We start from the raw sequence: 16,898 nt of genomic DNA on the forward strand, positions 1-16,898 counted from the left end.
CCGCACGCGCGATCCGGCGGGCCCAGGACGGCCCCCGAGAGCAAGAGCGAGGACCCTGCGAGCGCGCCTGGGACGGGTAATAACCGCTGTTCCACGCGCTGCTCGCGGTCCGGGCGTCCGGTCAGCACTGCGTCCGCGCCCCCACCGTGTCGATATCCGAACACACGCTTCAGATTAGCCCGTGCGACCGACGCCCTGCTCGACGGCGCGCGGAGGGCACACAGGTGCGGCCTGACCGGCGATTCAGCAGCCGGGGCCGCCGCGTGACGGCGACCGAACCGGCTCCACCCTCCCTGGAGCACCGGGGAGCCCGCCCCATGGCCCTCACTCCCCATGAAAGGCACACGTGTGAGTCCGTTCGCCGTCGAAATCCTGGAACTCCTCAGCGACCGCGAGCTCGAAGTTCTGGGCTACCTCGCCGAAGGCCATACCTATTCCTCCATCGCGCGGAGAATGAATCTCAGCCCGCACACGGTGGACACCTATCTGCGCAGAATCCGGGGAAAGGCGGGAGTCAGCAATCGCGCGCATCTGATGGTTCTAGCCCTTCAGGTCTCGCGCCGGCACGACTTCGGCATGACGCAGGTGTGAACTCCGTCCGAACGACGGCGGAGGGCGCCGGTGGGGACACCCCACCGGCGCCCTCCGCCGTCGTGGTGCGCGCCCCGGGGGACGCGCACCCCGCTCATCCCTGAGCCCGCGCCTCCCGCTCGCGCCGCTCGACCTCCTGTCGCACCAGCGGCAGCAGGGTGCGCCCGAACTCCCCCGCGTCCTGGACCGGTTGGTGTCCGCGGAGCAGGAACGTCGTGACACCGATGTCGACGTAGTCCAGCAGGGCGCGGGCCACGGTCTCCGGTGTCCCCACCAGAGCGGTCGAGTTCCCCGCGGCTCCGGTCACCGCCGCGGGCGCCGTCCACAGGGCGCGGTCGTGCCTCTCGCCCCGCTCCGCCACGGCCAAGAGCCTCCGCGAGCCCGCGTTCTCCGGGCGTACCGACGGCCCGAGGGGCAGCGGCGGCCTGCTCCGGTCGAAGAAGCCGCCCGCGGTCCCCTGCCGTCGGAGCCCGTCCAGGATCCCGAACGCCCGCTCCCAGGCCTCGTCCTCGGTCGCGCCGAGCACCGGGCGGAACGAGACACTGATCCCCGGCATGACCGTGCGCCCGGCGGCGCGCGCTCCCGCGTGCACGGCCGCGATCTGCTCGGCGGTCTCGGCCAGGGGCTCGCCCCACAGCGCGAACACGTCCGCGTGCTTGCCGCCCACCCGGTACGCGGCGGGCGAGGATCCGCCGAAGTAGAGCGGCATGTGCGGGTGTTGGACCGGCCGCACCTCGGAACGGAAGTCGTCGAAGCGGTAGAAGCGGCCGTCGTGACCGAACCCCTCCTCCTCGGTCCACGCCCGCTTCACCACGTCGAGAAACTCGTCCGTGCGGGCGTAGCGGTCCTCCTTGGCCGCGTAGTCGCCGTCCCGCCGCTGTTCCGCGTCGTGACCGCCGGAGATGACGTGCACGGCGAGCCGCCCGCCGCTGAACGCGTCGAGGGTGGCGAAGGTACGGGCCGCCATGGTGGGGGCGACGGTTCCCGGGCGGTGGGCGAGCAGCAGTCCGAGGCGTTCGGTGTGGGCCGCGACGTACGCGGCGACCTGGCCGCCGTCGGGCGAGCTGGAGCTGTGCCCGATCAGGACGCGGTCGAAGCCGGCCTCTTCGTGCACGCGGGCGAACATCCGCGTGAAGCCGGGGTCCACGGCCGGCCCCTGGCCGCCCCCCTCGGAGTCCCGTGCCCCGATCATTCCGATGAACTCAACCGGCACGGTGGCCACCGTCCTTGGTCGTGCGGGGCGCGCCGTGCTCCTGGTTCCGGCCGGGGACCGCCCCGGTCAGCAGGGCATCGCGGTCCAGCTTGCCGTGCGGGGTGACCGGCAGGCGGTCGAGGTAGTGCAGTCGTTGCGGGAGCATGTGCGCGGGCAGCCGGCCGGCGAGCGCGTCGCGCACCCGGGCCGGGGGCACCACGGCACGGTCGGCGACCAGATAGGCGGCGAGTGCCGGGATGCGTCCGCTGTCGTCGAGGAGGCAGGCGGCCCCGTCCACGCCGGGGACCGCCCGCAACTCGGCCTCGACCTCGCCCAGTTCGACCCGGAAGCCGCGCAGCTTGACCTGACCGTCCATCCGGCCCGCGTAGTACAGCCGGCCGTCGGCGTCGGCGACGGCCCAGTCGCCGCTGCGGTAGCGCCGGCCCGGGCCGCCGGGTTCACCGGGTTCACCGGGGAAACGTTCGGCGGTCAGCTCCTGCCGTCCCAGGTATCCGTGACTCACCCCGGCTCCGCCCACCCACATCTCTCCGGGTTCACCGGGGCCGACCAACAGACCTTCCGCGTTCCGCAGTTCGACGTCCAGGTGGGGCAGTGGCCGGCCGATGGGGGTGCGGCCCGGGCGCGCGGCGGCGAGGATGTCGGGGGTCAGCGGGCAGTGCGTGACATGGACGGTGGTCTCGGTGATGCCGTACATGTTGGTGACCGAGGCGCGAGGCGCGGTGTTCGCCGCCCACCAGCGACGGATGTCGTCGGGGACCATCGCCTCGCCGCCGAGGACGACATGGCACAGGGCCGGCAGCCGGATCCCGGTGGCGGACGTCTCGGCGACGAGGTTGCCGAAGGCGGACGGTACCTGGTTGACCACGGTCACGGCCTCGTCCGCGAGCAGCTGCGCGAAGGCCTCGGGATCGGCTGCGGTGTCGCGGTCCACGACGACCGCACGGCCACCGCCGAGCAGGGCGCCCCAGATCTCCCACACGCTGAAGTCGAAACTCCAGGAGTGGAACAGCGTCCACACGTCGTCGGCACCGGTGTCGAACAGCGGAAGCGCGGCGTCGAGCAGGGCGAGCACGTGTCCGTGCCCGACCACGCATCCCTTGGGAAGACCGGTGGAGCCCGAGGTGTAGATGGTGTACGCGGTGTCCGGGGGGAGCGCGGGCGCTCCGGGGACGGCCCGGCGGGCGGCGAGGGTCAGCGGTCCCACCTGGGCGAGCGACGTCTCCCCCGGTGCCGGTGGTCCCTCCGTGAGGACCAGTGTCGTGCCCGAGTCGTCGAGCAGGTGGCGCTGCCGGTCCCGCGGATAGCCGGGGTCGACCGGCAGGTAGGAGGCACCGGCGCCCAGGATGCCGAGCAGCCCGCTCAGGGCGGCCCGGGACCGACCGGCCCGCAGGGCAACGGGCTGCCCGGGCGACACGTGCCCCCGCAGGACGCGCGTCACCGCGTCGGCCTCCTCGGCGAGCCGTCCGTACGTGACCGAGCCGCAGGCGTCGGTGACCGCCGTACGGTCGGGCATGCGGGCGGCGATCTCGCGGAACCGGGTGTCGAGGCGGTCCTCGGGCCCTGCACCCTCCGTCGCGGTGGCGGGGGCGCTGGTGTTCGCCGCGGGGACCGGGGGCGTCGGCTGCCCGCTCACAGGAAGCTCCTGTCGGCGGACACGGCGGTTCCGGCCGTCTCTTCCGCGTCCTCGCCCACGCTCGCCGACTCTCCGTCGTGCACGCTCTCGTCCAAGTCCAAGTCCACGTCCAGGTCCAGGTCCAGTTCGCGAACGCGGGAGCGTCCGACGGTCAGGGCGTGTACGAGGTAGCTGGCGACGTCGTCCGGCGTGGTGCCCCGGCCGAAGATGCGGTCGACGCCCAGGTCCGCGGTCATGGCGGGGTCGAACCGGGGGCCGCCGACGACCAGAAGGGGCCGGGGGCGTCCGGCGTAGGCGGCGTCCAGTTCCGCGCTCAGTTCACGGACGTTGGCGAGATGGGCGTCGCGCTGGGTGACGGCCTGGGAGACCAGGACGGCGTCGGCGTTCTCCCGGACGGCCCGGTGCACGAGGTCGGGTACGGAGACCTGGGCGCCCAGGTTCACGACGCGCATCGAGTGGTAGTACTCCAGGCCCTTCTGGCCCGCGAACCCCTTGATGTTGAGGATCGCGTCGATGCCGACGGTGTGCGCGTCCGTTCCGATGCAGGCGCCGACCACGACGCAGTCGCGCCCCAGGTTCTCGTGCAGGCCCTCGTCCACCTCCTGGGAGGACAGCAGCGGGTACTCGCGCTCCACGACGTCCACGGAGTCGAGTTCGACCTCGTGCACGACCGGGCCGTAGACCACGCAGAACGTGAACTCGGTTCCTACCGGGCGGGCGTGGACGAGGAGGGGGCGGTCCATGCCCATCTGGCGGGCCAGTTGGAGGGCGGTGCCCTCGGCGAGCGCGCCGTGCGGCAGCGGGAGGGTGAACGAGAGCTGCACCATCCCGTCGCCTGTGGTGTCCCCGTAGGGGCGGACCGCGGGCGGCGGTCCGGCGGGGGTGTTCATCGCTGATCTTCTCCTTCACGGTCGGAGTCCTGGGACGTTTCGAGCAGTTCGACGGCCGGGTTGCGGTAGCCGGGGGCGCACTCGGCCACCCCGTCCCGGCCGCGGCCTCCGTCGACGGGGCGGCGCATGCCGCCGAAGGTGCCGGCGGCGATGGCGTCCAGCAGGCCGTGTTCACCGATCCGCTCCAGCAGGTCGACCGCTTCGCGCAGCACCACGTCGGCGCGCCGGGTGATGGCGCCGCCGGGTGCCGGGCGGAAGTCCTCCTCCAGGGAGCCGGCCGCGTTCATCACGTACCGGACGTTCTGCAGCGCCAGGTCCCGGTCGGAGAGGAAGGGGGTGACGACGGCCTCGGTCATCATGCCGACGAGCAGGATGTTCTGCCGGGTCAGTGCGCCCGCGAGGTTGAAGAAGCCGTTGAGCAGGTAGCCGCGGAAGATGTCGCCGGTCATGTGGCGGGTCGGCGGCATCCACTTGAGCGGGGCGTCGGGAAACAGCTCGCGGGCGAGCAGGGCGTGGGCGAGTTCCATCTGGAAGGAGTCGGGCAGGTCGGGATCGATCTCGAAGGCGTGTCCGAGGCCGAGTTGGGCGTCGGTGAGCCCCGCCTCCTTGCCGAAGTACTCGTTGAGGAGTTGGCTCGCGGTCACCGTGTGGGCCGCGTCCATCGCGTCGGCGGTGGTGAGGTAGTTGTCCTCGCCGGTGTTGATGACGATGCCGGCGCGGGCGTGCAACTGGCGGGAGAACCGCTGGTCGACGAAGGTGCGGACCGGGTTGATGTCGCGGAAGAGGATGCCGTACATGGAGTCGTTGAGCATCATGTCGAGGCGTTCCAGGCCCGCGAGGACGGCGATCTCCGGCATGCACAGACCGGACGCGTAGTTGGTGAGGCGTATGTAGCGGCCGAGTTCGGCGGACACCCCGTCCAGGGCGGCCCGCATCAGGCGGAAGTTCTCCTGGGTGGCGTAGGTGCCCGCGTATCCCTCGCGGGTGGCGCCGTGGGGGACGTAGTCGAGCAGCGACTGTCCGGTCGAACGGATCACGGCGATGACATCGGCGCCGCCGCGGGCGGCGGCGACCGCCTGCCGGACGTCCTCGTGGATGTCGCCGGTGGCGACGATCAGGTAGATGAGGGGGCCGGTCGGCTCGCCCCACTGCCCGATCAGCCGGTCGCGTTCACGGCGCCGGCCGTCGATCACGGCGAGGCCGCCCGCCATGGCGCGCCGGGCGTCGGCGACCGCACTGCCCGCGGCGGCACCCTCGGGCAGCCGGAAGGACACGTCGCGGGCCGTGGCGCGCGAGGCCAGTTCGGTGAGGTCGCGGCAGGAGCCGGTGCGCAAGGCGTGCCACACGGGCAGGGCCACGCCGTGTTCCAGGCCGACCTGGTCGCGGACGGCGTCGACCAGTCGGTTGGCCCAGGGGATGCCCTCGGCGTCGGCGCCGGACAGCCCGGCCAGTCGCAGGGCGGCCCGTTCCACGGCGACCGTGGTGTGGGACCGGGCCATGTCCACGACGGCGCCCCCCGCGCGCGCCGCCAGTTCCCGTGCCCGGCGCACGAGTCGGGGGTCGAGGCCCAGCTTTCCGGCGGGGGCTGTGGTGGCCCGAGGGGTGTGGCCGGGGTCGACGACCACGGCGGAGGCGTCGTTCGCGACTGCGGGAGCGATGCGATCGATCGCCGGGGCGGGGGCGGCCACCGCTGAGTCCTCCTGCCGGGCCGTCCGGCCGATCCTGCGGTCGAAGAGGGCCCGTACGCCGGGTTCGGTGCGGACCAGGTGGAGTGCCTGCTCGGCGTGGCCGGGCTGGTAGCCGTTGCCGATGAGCATGGTGACGTCGGCACGCAGTCCCTCGGCGCCGAGCGCGGCGGCCGGGAAGGAGGTCGCCATGGAGAAGAAGACGACGGTGCCGCCGTCCTCGGTCGCCAGCACGGCGGCGTGTTCGCAGCCGGGCACGTCGGTGCAGACCACGGTGATGTCGGCCGGGCCACCGTGGGCGGCCAGTCCGTCGGCGAGTGCCACGGCGTCACGGGCGTCGGCGCGCAACACCGAGCCGGCCAGGCCGGATGCGGTGAGGGCGATCGCCTCCACCTCGTTCGGGACGACACCCACCAGGCGGCCGGCGCCGGCGCGGCGTGCGGCGGCGAGCGCCAGGCTGCCCGACTTGCCGGCCGCGCCCAGGACGGCCACCGAGGGGGCGCGGCCGGTCCGGGCGGCGTACTCGGCGACGGTACGGCCGGTGAGCGCCGGAGCTCCGCAGACGTCCAGGACGGCGAGGGACAGTTCGTCGGGCAGGTCGGCGGGCAGGACCGCGGCGACCGAGCGTCCGAAGAGGATGGCGTGTCCGCGGGCCGGCACCCGCTCCCCCAGGCCGTCCCAGTCGCGCAGGCCGTCGGTGAGTTCGAGCGGGGTCAGGGTGAGGGAGACCAGGGTCGCCACCCGTTCGCCGGCCTTGAGGCCGAGCGGCGTCTCGGGTCCGGCCTCCGCGACGGTCCCGATGAGCATGCCGCCGGAGCCGGTGACGGGGTTGTGCATCTTGCCGCGCTCCCGCACGATCGCGCGGACCGCCTCGCGGATGGCGTCACCGTCGCCGCCGTGTTCCTCGTGGAGCTGGCGGTAGGACGCCGCGTCGAGGTTGAGGTACTCGACGTCGATGCGGACTTCGTCGTCGCGCAGCCGCGGGTCGGGGTCGAGGCGCAGGGCCGCCTGCGGCAGCACTCCCTCCGGGGCGAGCACGCGGTGCAGGCCGAGCGGTGAACCGGGCTTGCCGGGCGGCGTGTTGGTGGGCGTGTTCACTGCTCCTCCCCCGGCTGCCACTGCGCCCAGTGGGCCTGGCCGGAGGCGGGCAGGGTGTGCAGCGGGTCGTAGTAGTGGTGGGTGCGCTTCAGGGCGTCCGGGGCGTCGTGCTCCACGGAGGTGAGGTAGTTCTTCGACCAGTCGGAGACGCCGAGTTCACGGTCGTACGCGTCGGCCTGGTGCACCCAGCGCTTGCCGACGTAGGGGACGTCGCAGACGAGGCGGGGCGTGGCGAAGCCGGGGAGGTAGCCCATGATGGCGTGCTGGAGCCGCTGGGCCTCGGCGAGCGGCAGCCGCCAGTGCTCGGCGCCGGGGACCATGTCGCAGAGGTAGAAGTAGTAGGGCATGATGCCGGCGCTGTCGAGGAGGGCGAAGCACAGGTCGAGCAGTGCCTCGGGGGTGTGGTTGACGCCGTTCAGGAGCACCCCCTGGTTGCGTACGTCGCGCAGTCCGGCGGAGAGCAGCGCGCGGGACGCCTCGGCGACGAGCGGGGTGATCTGCTGCGCGGCGTTGGCGTGGGTGTGCATGGCGAGGCCGACGCCGCGGGCGGAGGCCTTGGCGGCGAGTTCGGCCATGCCGTCGAGGACGTCGGGCGCGAGCCAGTGCTGCGGCAGCCCGATCAGTCCCTTGCTGGCGAGCCGGATGTCGCGGACGTTGTCGAGGTCGAGGAGCCGGTCGACGAAGGAACGCAGCCGTGGCCAGGGCACGTTGGCGACGTCTCCGCCGGACACGACGACGTCGCGGACGGTGGGGGTGGCGCGCAGGTAGGCGATCATGCGGTCGAGGCGGTCCGCGGGCCGCAGCACGAAGCGGTACTTGTCGACCTGCGGGGTGGAGGTGCCGACGAGGTCCATGCGGGTGCAGTGCCCGCAGTACTGCGGGCAGGTGGTGACGAGTTCGGCGAGCACCTTGGTCGGGTAGCGGTGGGTGAGTCCTTCGACGACCCACATCTCGGCCTCGTGCAGCGAGTCGCGGGAGGCGAGGGGGTGGCTCGGCCAGCGCGGGTGCCGGTCGCTGGCCACCGGCAGCATGTAGCGGCGCACGGGGTCGGCGTACCAGTCGGTGGTGCCGGGGGCGGCGGCCGGGGCGATGGTGTTGAGGACCTGCGGGGTGAGCAGGATCGGCATCGTCGCGAACTGCTTCTGGTCGGCGGCGAGGTCCTCGTAGAAGGCGTCGTCGAGCCCCGTGCCGGCGAGTTCGCGCAGCTGGCGGACTCCCTTCACGCAGTGGGCGCGCTGCCACTGCGGGTCGCGCCACTGGGCGGAGGTGACGTCCCGCCAGCCCGGGAAGCGCCGCCAGTCGGGCTCGACGGCCTCGTGGCGTCGGTAGCCGTACGGCTGGGCGAGCGCGTCGGCCGGTGCCCGGGTGGGCGGCGCGGTCGGCGGGGGTGCGGTCTTCACGAGGTGCCTCGGTTTCTCCCGGCCGCCGCGGCGGGTGGGGATTCGGGACGGGGCACCGCACGGAACGGCCGTGCGGTGCCGCCGGGTTGAGTGGTCTCGGTCAGCGGGTGAGGGCGTGGACGAGGACGCCGTCGCGGTCCGGGCGGCGCTCGAAGCCGGCGCGTTCCATGACCCGCTGGGAGGGCACGTTGTCCGCGGTGGTCGTGCAGACGACCGTGTCCACGCCGGGCTGCTGGAGTGCCCAGTGGGCGAGCGCGGCCAGTGCCTCGGTCGCGTAGCCGTGGCCGCGGGCGTCCGGGTGCAGGTCGAAGCCGATCTCGGCGGCGGCGTCCTGCGGCGGCCCGTGGAAGCCCATGCCGCCGACGACGAGCCCGTCGGCCTCGCGGACCAGCACGTACATGCCCCAGCCGGAGCGGTGCAGGCCGGCCGTGTGGGCGCCGGCGAGCATGCCCGCGGCCTCCCGCGATCCCTCCCCGGGGGTGCCGCCGAGCCAGGGCAGGTCCGCGGTGCGGCCCTCACGCAGTTCGAGCGCCTCGGCGGGCAGGACCTCGCGCAGCCGGAGCCGCTCGGTGGCGAGGACGGCTGTGGGGCGGACGGCGACCTGCCGGCGGCAGGTCGCCTCGTCCCCCGACCAGCCGGTGCCGCGCCAGCCGTCGGGGAGTTCCCCGGTGGACGGCAGTACGGCGAAGGCGTCGTGCGGGTCGAGGGCGATCACGTGGGTCACTGCTGCTCCTGTGCTGTGGTGGTGCGGGACACGGGCATGTCGCCCGTGCGGCGGTGGGTCACGGGGTCGACGGCGTCGAGCGCGTCGAGCAGGCGGTCGAGGTGGCCGGCCGGGCCGACGGAGATCCTGAGGTGCCCGGCCAGGCCGAAGCGGCCCGCGTCGCGGACGAGGATGCCGTGGTCGTCCTCCAGAAGCCGTTCGGCGCGGGCGGAGTCGCCGACCGGCACGGCGAGGAAGTTGGTCACCGAGGGCAGGGCGTGCCGGCCGCGTGCGGCGAGTGCGGCCCGGAACCCTTCCCGCGCGGCGGTGTTGCCGCTCCGGACCTGCTCCAGGTGCTCGCGGTCGGCGAGGGCGGCGACGGCGGCGGCCTGGGCGGCCCGGTTGACGCTGAAGGGCATGGTGCCCTGGACCTCGCGCAGCCGGGCGACGAGGTCCGCGTCGCCGACGGCGTAGCCGATGCGCAGACCGGCGAGGCCGTGCGCCTTGGAGAAGGTGCGCAGTGCCAGGACGGGCGCGCCGGAGCCGAGATGGTCGAGGATCTGCGGGGTGCCGGGCGGTGCGAAATCGAGGTAGGCCTCGTCGACCACGAGCGGGGTGCCGGTGGCCGCGGCGCGCTCGACCAGCAGGTCCAGCTCTGCGCGGTTCAGCGCGCCTCCGCTGGGGTTGTGGGGGTTGCACACGTAGGCGATGCCGGCGCCCTCCATGGCGTCTGCCAGGGCCGTGACGCCCGGGGAGGTGCCGTCGAGGGGGACTTCGTGGCAGCCGCGACGGGCGTTCTCCAGGCAGATGCGGTAGCCGGGGAACGTTCCGGCGGTGGTCACGCCGGGGCGGCCGGGGTCGCCGACGCACAGCGCGGTGAGCAGGACCAGTTCGTCGCTGCCGTTGGCCACGGCGACCTGTTCGGGGCGGACGCCCAGCAGATCGGCGATGGCCCGCGCGGGGGCGGTGCGGGTGGGGTCGGGGTAGGTGCCGGTGTCGTCGACGGCGGCGTGCGCGGCGCGCAGGGCGTGCGGGCTGGGCCCGTACGGGCTCTCGCTCAGGTGCAGTCGCAGGGGTGCGGCCCGCGCGGTGCGGGCGACGGTCGGGGCGGTCATCGTTCGCTGCCGAGGAGCAGGCCGAAGCAGTAGCTGCCGGGCTCCGCCTCCAGGGTGAGGAAGCGGTGCTCGGCGCCTGCGGGGACACGCAGCAGGGCGGGCGAGGCGAGTTCGTGCCGTTCACCGTCCACGAGGACGTCGATGCGGGCGCCGCCGGGGTTCGGCGAGACCAGGAAGTAGATCTCGTCGACCGCGTGCCGGTGCGGGTCGGCGACCGGCTTGCCGACGAGGTGGGTGATGGGTCCGCCCGCCAGCTCGACGGGCACGCCGCCGAACATGTCGGCCGTCAGATAGAACGGCGCGGGCGCGTGGTGTCCGGCGACGGGCAGGAACTGCGGGATGTCGGTGCGGATCTCCGCTCCGTTCGCGACGGCGCGACCCCCTTCGGCGGAGGCGGGCGCGGCGCTGGAATCCCTTCCGGTGGAGGGGAGTTCGGTGGTGGCCGGCTCGGTGGTCATCAGGAGGCCTTTCGTACGTCGGTGGGGGCGGGGTCGGCGCCTTGTCCGGGTCCGGCCGGGACCAGGTCGCGGGCGCGCACCGTGCGTTCCTCGGGTGTGCCGGGGGTTCCGGCGAAGGTGTAGGTGAGGGTGTCGAGGGCCCGGTCCAGGACGGCGAGCATGGTGTCGTGGTCGTCGGCGGTGCCCCAGAGCACGGCCAACTCCCCCGTGGCGACACCTGGTTCGACCGTCCGGCCCGGCTGCACCCGGGTCTCGTAGGTGTCGACGCCCGGCAGGCCGCGCACCTCGCCGACACCGCGTACGCCGGTGAGCAGTCCGCCCTCGGCGGGTGTCGGCAGCGCGCGGGCGTAGGTCACACGGTCGTCGGGCACCCAGGTGGTCGGGAGGGGCCGCCCGAGGGCCACTTCCGCGGCGAGGAGGACGGGGTCGAGTCCGCCGGCCAGGCGGCCGAGGCCGGCCTGGAAGCCGCCCAGCCGGCCGTTGACCTCGATCAGCCGGGGGCCGTCCGGGGTCAGCTTCACCTCGGTGTGGGTGATGCCGGTGCGGACGCCGAGCGCCCGGACGGCGTCCGCGGCCAGGGTGAGGACGGCGTCCCGCTCGGCGCCGGTGACCGGGGCCGGCCAGAAGTGGCCCACCTCGCGGAACGGGGGTGCGAGCGGGAACTTGCCGGTCGTCGCCCAGTGGGTGACCCGCCCGTCCAGGACGGCGCTCTCCACCGAGACGTGGTCGCCGAAGGGGCCCGCGCCGACGCCCTCCAGGTACTCCTCCAGGACGAGGGCCTCCTCGCCTCCCGCGGACGCCGGTGCGGTCAGCAGGCGGGTGGCGAGCGCGGCGCCCGTGGCCGCGTCCCGCACGAGGTGGGTGCTGCGACTGCCCTCGCCGCGCAGGGGTTTGAGGACGGCGGGCAGGCCGACGGCGGCGAGCGCGGGCGCCCAGTCCCCCGGGGTGCGCAGCAGCCGACAGCGCACCGGGTCCACGCCCCGTTCACGGAGCCTGCGCCGCTGCTCGTACTTGTCGGTGAGCAGCCGTACGGTCCGCGCGTCGTGGAAGGGCAGACCGAGCCGGGCGGCGAGCCCGGCCGTGGTGCCCAGCCGGCGCTCGCTGTAGGTGAGTACGGCGTCGGGGCCGTGTTCGCGCAGGAGCTCGGCGGACGCGTCGAGGGTGTGCGCGTCCTCCTCGTGGACGGGGACGACGGGTGTCAAGTCGGCGAGGAGTGGGGCGAGTTCCTCGGTGTGCCGGGAGGGGCACACGGCGAGGACGACGTCGCCGAGCGGTTCGAGCCGGTCCACGATGTCCGCGGGCGCGACGGAGCCGAAGTCGTAGACGACGGCGATGACGGGGCGTGGCATGGCCGTTTCCTCAGACGTCGGCGTGGTCGGGTTCGGGCGCGTACCGGACGCCGGAGAGCGTGGCGGCCAGGGCGGGTGACAGGGATCCGGAGGGCGCCTGCACCGGCCGGGACGTGGACGCCGCGCCGAACAGGTCGAGGGCCGGTTCGAGGCCGGCGATCTCGGCGGGGACGGTGCGGGCGGCGGCCCAGTCGGCGCGGGTGAGGCGGTAGCGGTCGCTGACGGCGCGTTCCCCGCGTACGGCGTTGATCTGTGTCCCGTCGTGGGTGAAGCCGAACTTGCGGCACACGGCCTGCGAGGCGGTGTTGCCCCTGCGCACCACGGAGAAGGCGTCCTGGGCGCCGAGTCCGGTGAACGCGAGTTCCAGGGAGGCGGCCCGTGCGTGTCCGCCGAGGCCGAGGCCCTGGTGGCGCAGTCCGAGCCACGAGGTGAGGAGCACCTCCCCGGTCACCGCGAAGTCGCGGGCGCCCAGCGACTGGGAGCCGACGACCTCGCCCTCGTGCACCACGACGAGGTAGAGCGTCCAGTCGTCGGCGGTCCAGTCGGCCATCGCCCTCCAGTGCCGCTGGAGGACGCGGCGGGCGACGGTGGCCGGGTCCCCGTCCGTCCACTGGGAGAAGAAGGGCATGAAGCCGGGGGTGTGCACGCCCTCGGCGCCCAGGTCGGCGAGCGCGTCGAGGTCCTGTGGGGTGGGGTGGCGCAGTTCGACGAGCGGGGTGCGCACGGTGATGCCGGTCAGCGGCCAGTTGTGCATGGCGGGTGCCTCCTCGGGGGCTGCGGCGGGATGGGGGCGCCGGCTACGGGGCGGTGGTCACGGGGGCGGAGTCCTTGGCGGACGGTGCGGTGGCCACGGCGTCGGTGGCCGGGGTGCCCTCGGGCGCGCCGGTCCGCGCGTCGAGGGGGTCGGGGTTCCCGTCCTGCGCGGCGGTGTCCGCGGGGTCGGGCAGGTCGGCGGCCGACGGCAGGACACCGCGGAACGCCGTTCCGACCAGGGCGACGGCTGCGCAGACCGCGATGAGCGAGACGACCAGGGGCAGACCGCCGGCGAGGGGCAGGGTGGCGCCCGCGAGCAGGGGTCCGGCCACGGATCCGGTGGACACGGCCACCGACAGCATGGCGTTGACGCGGCCCCGGGTGCGTTCCTCGGCGAGGTCGTTCAGCAGGCCGGTGATCACCGGGAAGACCAGGGCCTCACCGACCGACAGCAGCAGGACACCGGCCATCGCGGTGACGGTGGCGGTGGCGCCGTGCTGGCGTCCGGCGACCAGGACGAGGGCCCAGGCCGCGGTCCACAGGGCGCCGGTGGTGGCGAGGACGGTGCTGCGCCGGATGCGCTGGATCCGCTCGCCGAGGAGGACCTGGGTGAGCACCGCGACGACGATGTTGACGGCGAAGGTGCCCGAGAGCCCTTCGGGTCCGACGGCGCCGCCGGCCGTGAGGTAGCCGGGCAGGCCGGATCTGAGCTGCCCGTACGACACGAGCGAACACAGGGTGAGGGTGGCGAGGAGGACGGCGATCGACCGCTGTCCGAGGACCTCGCGGTAGCCCACGGGGCGCCGCGCGGTGCCGGCTTCGGCGGGGGTGGCGGAGGGGCCTGTCGCGCGGTCGAGTCGCGGGAGCAGCAGGAAGAAGGCGGCACCGGCGGCCAGGAAGGTGCATCCGTCGGCGAGGTACAGGGCCGCGAACCTCGCCGCGTCGGAGCCGGGCCCCGACGCGGCGACCAGTCCGCCCACCAGGACGCCGAGCCCGGTCATCGCGTTGAACACCGCGTAGTCGGCGGAGAAGGCGAGGCCGCGTTCCCGGGCAGTGGCGGCGCCCGCGTAGAGGAAGCGCAGGACGGTGCCGACGCCGCTGATGCCCAGGCCGTACACGACGGCGGCGGTGAGGGCGGTGGGCGCCGAGGTGGCGAACGCGTACAGTCCGGTGCCCGCGCCCGCCACGCACATCACCAGGGTGACCACGGAGCGGGGTGCGAGCCGGTCGAGGACGGCGCCCCAGGCGAGGCCGCCGAAGACGGCGGTGCCGGCCTGGACGGCCAGGGTGGCGGCGGGGATCCAGGCGGCCAGACCGCGGATCTCGCCCAGGTAGATCCAGAGGAAGGGCAGCACGAGGCCGCCGCCGAAGGAGTTGACCGCGTTGACGGCCAGCACCGCGCGGGTCCGCGGGGAGAACTCCCGCACGACCGCGAGGGGGTTGACGCTCATCGGGCCTCCAGCACGTACAGCCACGAGTGCGGGGTGCCGAACGCGACCGTGCGGACCGGGTGCAGTCCGGCGCCGGCGAACAGCTCCTCGTAGGTCTCCTTGGTGTGCAGCGGTACGCCCATCAGCGCGTGCGCGAGTTCGTAGCCGAGGGAGAACACCGGCAGGGTCGAGGAGCCCTCGGCGTCGGGGCGGAGCATGGTGTCGGCGAGGACGAAGGTGCGGGCGGCGGGGAACGCCTCGCGCAGCCGGGTGAACAGGTGCGGCCGGGTGTCGGGGTCGGCGAGCAGGTCGTGCAGCAGGAAGAAGCTCATCACCGTGTCCACCTCGGCGATGGCGTCGCGGTGGGCCTCGCGGTGACAGACGTCGAGCACGTCGGCCTGTACGGCCCGTACCCGGTCCTCCAGGCCGGCGTCGGCGATGGTGCGCCGGCCCAACTCGGTGGCGGGGCCGCTGATGTCGAGTCCGAGTCCGCGGGTTCCCGGACGGCCTCCGACGATCCGGCTGACCCGGGCGGAGATGCCGCTGCCGAGGTCGGCGAGGGTGTGGAAGTTGATGCCGGCGAGGACGTCGTCGAGGGTGTTCGCCATGAACGAGCGGTCGTTCTGACCGGAGCCGAGGGCGACCATCGCCTCGTCGCGCAGCAGGTCGTCGCCGAACGTGGCCTGGCCGGTGGCCAGTCGGGAGGCGCCCGCGAAGAGGTCGCTGTAACCGCCGACCGCCCAGGTGAAGTAGCCGCGCATCCGGACGGTGTCGCGTCCGGCGTCGGTGAGGACGGCCGTGTCGCCGTCGTCCTCCAGTCGCAGCCAGCCGCACACGGCGGCGGCTCGCAGCACCTCGCGGACGATCCGTTCACGGACGGCGGGGCCCGCGCCGCGGACGAACTCGGGGATGTCCAGGCGGGGGTCGTCCGCGAGTCGGTCCAGGACGCCGAGCCGGTCGAGGGTGTGCACCACGGTGGCGGCGACATAGCCGTTGAACGCCTGGTCGACGCCGATCGGGGCCGGCGCCGCCCCGTACCAGTCGGCGGGGAGTTCGGTGGGCGGGGTGTGCAGGAGGGTCATCGGAACTCCGGGTCAGGAGGAAAGGAGACGGATGGAGTGGAGCGGGAGGGGAGGGCGTGGTGCGGGAGCGGACGGGGTGGTGAAGTCCGCGCGTGGTCAGGCAGGTTCGGGCTCGGCGATCGGCGTCGCGGTGGTGGGGTCGGGAGCTTCGGCGCCGAGCAGCGCGCGGAGTTCGTCGAGCAGCAGCCGCGGGTCGGCGGTGGCGGAGAGCGGCTCGTAGAGCCCGAGGGACAGGGCCCAGTGGGCCGGACCGGCGCGGACGCAGCAGCGCAGGAGGGGCTCGTCGCGCAGGCGGAGCGGTTGTCGGGCCGCGTCCCGTACGGCGGCCCGCAGGTGCTCGGGGCCGGCGTCCGGGTCGGTGGCGAGGTGCGTGGGCCGGACGGTCGCGGTGGGCAGGGTACGGGCCCGCCAGCGCCCCGCGGGGTCGGAGAACACGGTGCGCAGGACGGGGTGGCGGTGCTGGATCTCGTCGAAGGCGGCGGCGATCTCGGCGGGTGCGGGCAGTGGTCCCGGCAGCACCGTCTCGACGGTCACGTTGTGGTCGCCGGAGGAGCCGTGGCGTACCAGGTCGTAGAAGAGCCAGCGCTGTTCGAAGGGAGTGAGGGCGCGGGTCGCGGGCCCGTCGGCCGGTCCCGCACCGCCCGGTTCGCGGCGGCGGAAGGGGTGCCCGGGCAGCCGGATCCGCCTGCCGTCCCGTCCGAGGGTGGTGTCGACGTCGAAGCCGCGGCGCCACAGCTCCGCGAGCAGCCGGGCGTACGCGGTCCCGTCGGCCGTGTCGAGCCGGAGCGGGTCGGCGTGGCCGGTCTCGCCGGTCACCGACTCGCCCGTCGCGCACGGCGTGAGGGACCCGATGATCACCACGGGTGCGGTCGGTTGCTCCGGGTGGGCGGGGGTGCCCGTCGGGTTCTCCTGTACGCCGGCCGGAGGCGTCGCGTGCTCGGCGGCGGCGCGCAGCGCGGCGGACAGCGGGAGGTCACCGCGTGCCGCGGCGGCGGCCCAGGCGCCGGCTCCGTGGCCGTGCACCGCGTGCGGGGTGACGCCTCGGGCCAGCAGCCAGGCCACGGCGCCGTACTGGACGGCGGCGGCACGCGCCGCGGTGGCGTCCCCGCCGTCCCGGCAGGCGTCCTCGGCCCGGCGCAGCGCCTCGGCGGTCTCGGGCAGGTCGGGGACCGACGCGGGGGCCGGTGTTCCGTCGAGCACGAGGAGGGGTCCGGCACCGGGCTCGCGGACCGGAGGTGTGTGCGCGCCGTCCGACTCCCTGAGGAGGAGCGCGAGTTCGGCGGTGTCGGTGCCGATCACGGCGTCCCGGCAGGGGAAGCGTTCCCGGCCGGCGTGCAGGGCGCGGGCGATGTCGTCGGGAGCGGTGTCGGGCTCGCCCTCCAGCCGGTCGGCGAGCCTGTGCCGCAGGACGGCGAGGGCCTCGGGGTCACGGGCGGACAGGGCGAGGACGCGGGGCAGGTCCGCGAGGGTCGCGGGTCGGACCAGGGAGTCGGCCATG

14 protein-coding genes are annotated in these 16,898 nt (G+C 74.2%); 1 reads left to right on the top strand and 13 read right to left on the bottom strand.

Annotated elements, in window-relative coordinates; all coding sequences use genetic code 11:
- The first annotated feature begins 348 nt into the window (after positions 1–348).
- A complete protein-coding gene (locus OG406_RS05700) occupies positions 349–591 on the top strand; it encodes a response regulator transcription factor (protein ID WP_241539850.1) in 243 nt (80 codons plus the stop codon).
- Positions 592–685: 94 nt separating this feature from the next.
- Here the strand turns inward: OG406_RS05700 and OG406_RS05705 are convergent, their stop codons facing one another.
- The 13 genes from OG406_RS05705 to OG406_RS05765 all read right to left on the bottom strand — a co-directional run bounded on the left by OG406_RS05705 (position 686) and on the right by OG406_RS05765 (position 16,897).
- Entirely contained in the window at positions 686–1,804 is a 1,119-nt protein-coding gene (locus OG406_RS05705) for an LLM class flavin-dependent oxidoreductase (RefSeq protein WP_329184446.1), read from the bottom strand.
- Positions 1,794–3,437, bottom strand: coding sequence for an amino acid adenylation domain-containing protein (locus tag OG406_RS05710; protein WP_329184448.1), 1,644 nt, complete (start codon positions 3,435–3,437; stop codon positions 1,794–1,796). Before OG406_RS05710 ends, OG406_RS05705 begins: the two co-directional genes overlap by 11 nt.
- Entirely contained in the window at positions 3,434–4,327 is an 894-nt protein-coding gene (locus tag OG406_RS05715) for an OAM dimerization domain-containing protein (RefSeq protein WP_329184450.1), read from the bottom strand. Before OG406_RS05715 ends, OG406_RS05710 begins: the two co-directional genes overlap by 4 nt.
- Complete coding sequence (locus OG406_RS05720) at positions 4,324–7,110, bottom strand: lysine 5,6-aminomutase subunit alpha (RefSeq protein WP_329184451.1); 2,787 nt, start codon at positions 7,108–7,110, stop codon at positions 4,324–4,326. The genes OG406_RS05715 and OG406_RS05720 overlap by 4 nt, the downstream gene beginning before the upstream one ends.
- On the bottom strand, positions 7,107–8,510 hold the full coding sequence (locus tag OG406_RS05725; protein WP_266850704.1) for a KamA family radical SAM protein: 1,404 nt from the start codon (positions 8,508–8,510) through the stop codon (positions 7,107–7,109). The genes OG406_RS05720 and OG406_RS05725 overlap by 4 nt, the downstream gene beginning before the upstream one ends.
- Before the next feature lie 100 nt (positions 8,511–8,610).
- Entirely contained in the window at positions 8,611–9,234 is a 624-nt protein-coding gene (locus OG406_RS05730; protein WP_329184452.1) for a GNAT family N-acetyltransferase, read from the bottom strand.
- Positions 9,231–10,328: a pyridoxal phosphate-dependent aminotransferase gene (locus OG406_RS05735; RefSeq protein WP_329184453.1), complete on the bottom strand. Its 1,098-nt coding sequence runs from the start codon at positions 10,326–10,328 to the stop codon at positions 9,231–9,233. The genes OG406_RS05730 and OG406_RS05735 overlap by 4 nt, the downstream gene beginning before the upstream one ends.
- Positions 10,325–10,786 (bottom strand): cupin domain-containing protein, encoded by a 462-nt coding sequence (locus tag OG406_RS05740; RefSeq protein ID WP_329184455.1) that lies wholly within the window; start codon positions 10,784–10,786, stop codon positions 10,325–10,327. Before OG406_RS05740 ends, OG406_RS05735 begins: the two co-directional genes overlap by 4 nt.
- On the bottom strand, positions 10,786–12,135 hold the full coding sequence (locus OG406_RS05745) for an ATP-grasp domain-containing protein (protein ID WP_329184456.1): 1,350 nt from the start codon (positions 12,133–12,135) through the stop codon (positions 10,786–10,788). The genes OG406_RS05740 and OG406_RS05745 overlap by 1 nt, the downstream gene beginning before the upstream one ends.
- A gap of 10 nt (positions 12,136–12,145) precedes the next feature.
- Positions 12,146–12,889: a GNAT family N-acetyltransferase gene (locus tag OG406_RS05750; protein WP_267049299.1), complete on the bottom strand. Its 744-nt coding sequence runs from the start codon at positions 12,887–12,889 to the stop codon at positions 12,146–12,148.
- 43 nt (positions 12,890–12,932) lie between these two features.
- Positions 12,933–14,339: an MFS transporter gene (locus tag OG406_RS05755; protein WP_267049298.1), complete on the bottom strand. Its 1,407-nt coding sequence runs from the start codon at positions 14,337–14,339 to the stop codon at positions 12,933–12,935.
- Positions 14,336–15,400 carry a methyltransferase gene (locus OG406_RS05760; RefSeq protein ID WP_267049297.1) on the bottom strand — a complete coding sequence of 355 codons (1,065 nt, stop codon included), beginning with the start codon at positions 15,398–15,400 and terminating at the stop codon, positions 14,336–14,338. Before OG406_RS05760 ends, OG406_RS05755 begins: the two co-directional genes overlap by 4 nt.
- Before the next feature lie 96 nt (positions 15,401–15,496).
- Positions 15,497–16,897 carry a CurL C-terminal domain-containing protein gene (locus OG406_RS05765; protein ID WP_267049296.1) on the bottom strand — a complete coding sequence of 467 codons (1,401 nt, stop codon included), beginning with the start codon at positions 16,895–16,897 and terminating at the stop codon, positions 15,497–15,499.
- Position 16,898: the final 1 nt, after the last annotated feature.

The sequence above is a fragment of the Streptomyces sp. NBC_01428 genome (assembly GCF_036231965.1).
Classification (GTDB): domain Bacteria; phylum Actinomycetota; class Actinomycetes; order Streptomycetales; family Streptomycetaceae; genus Streptomyces.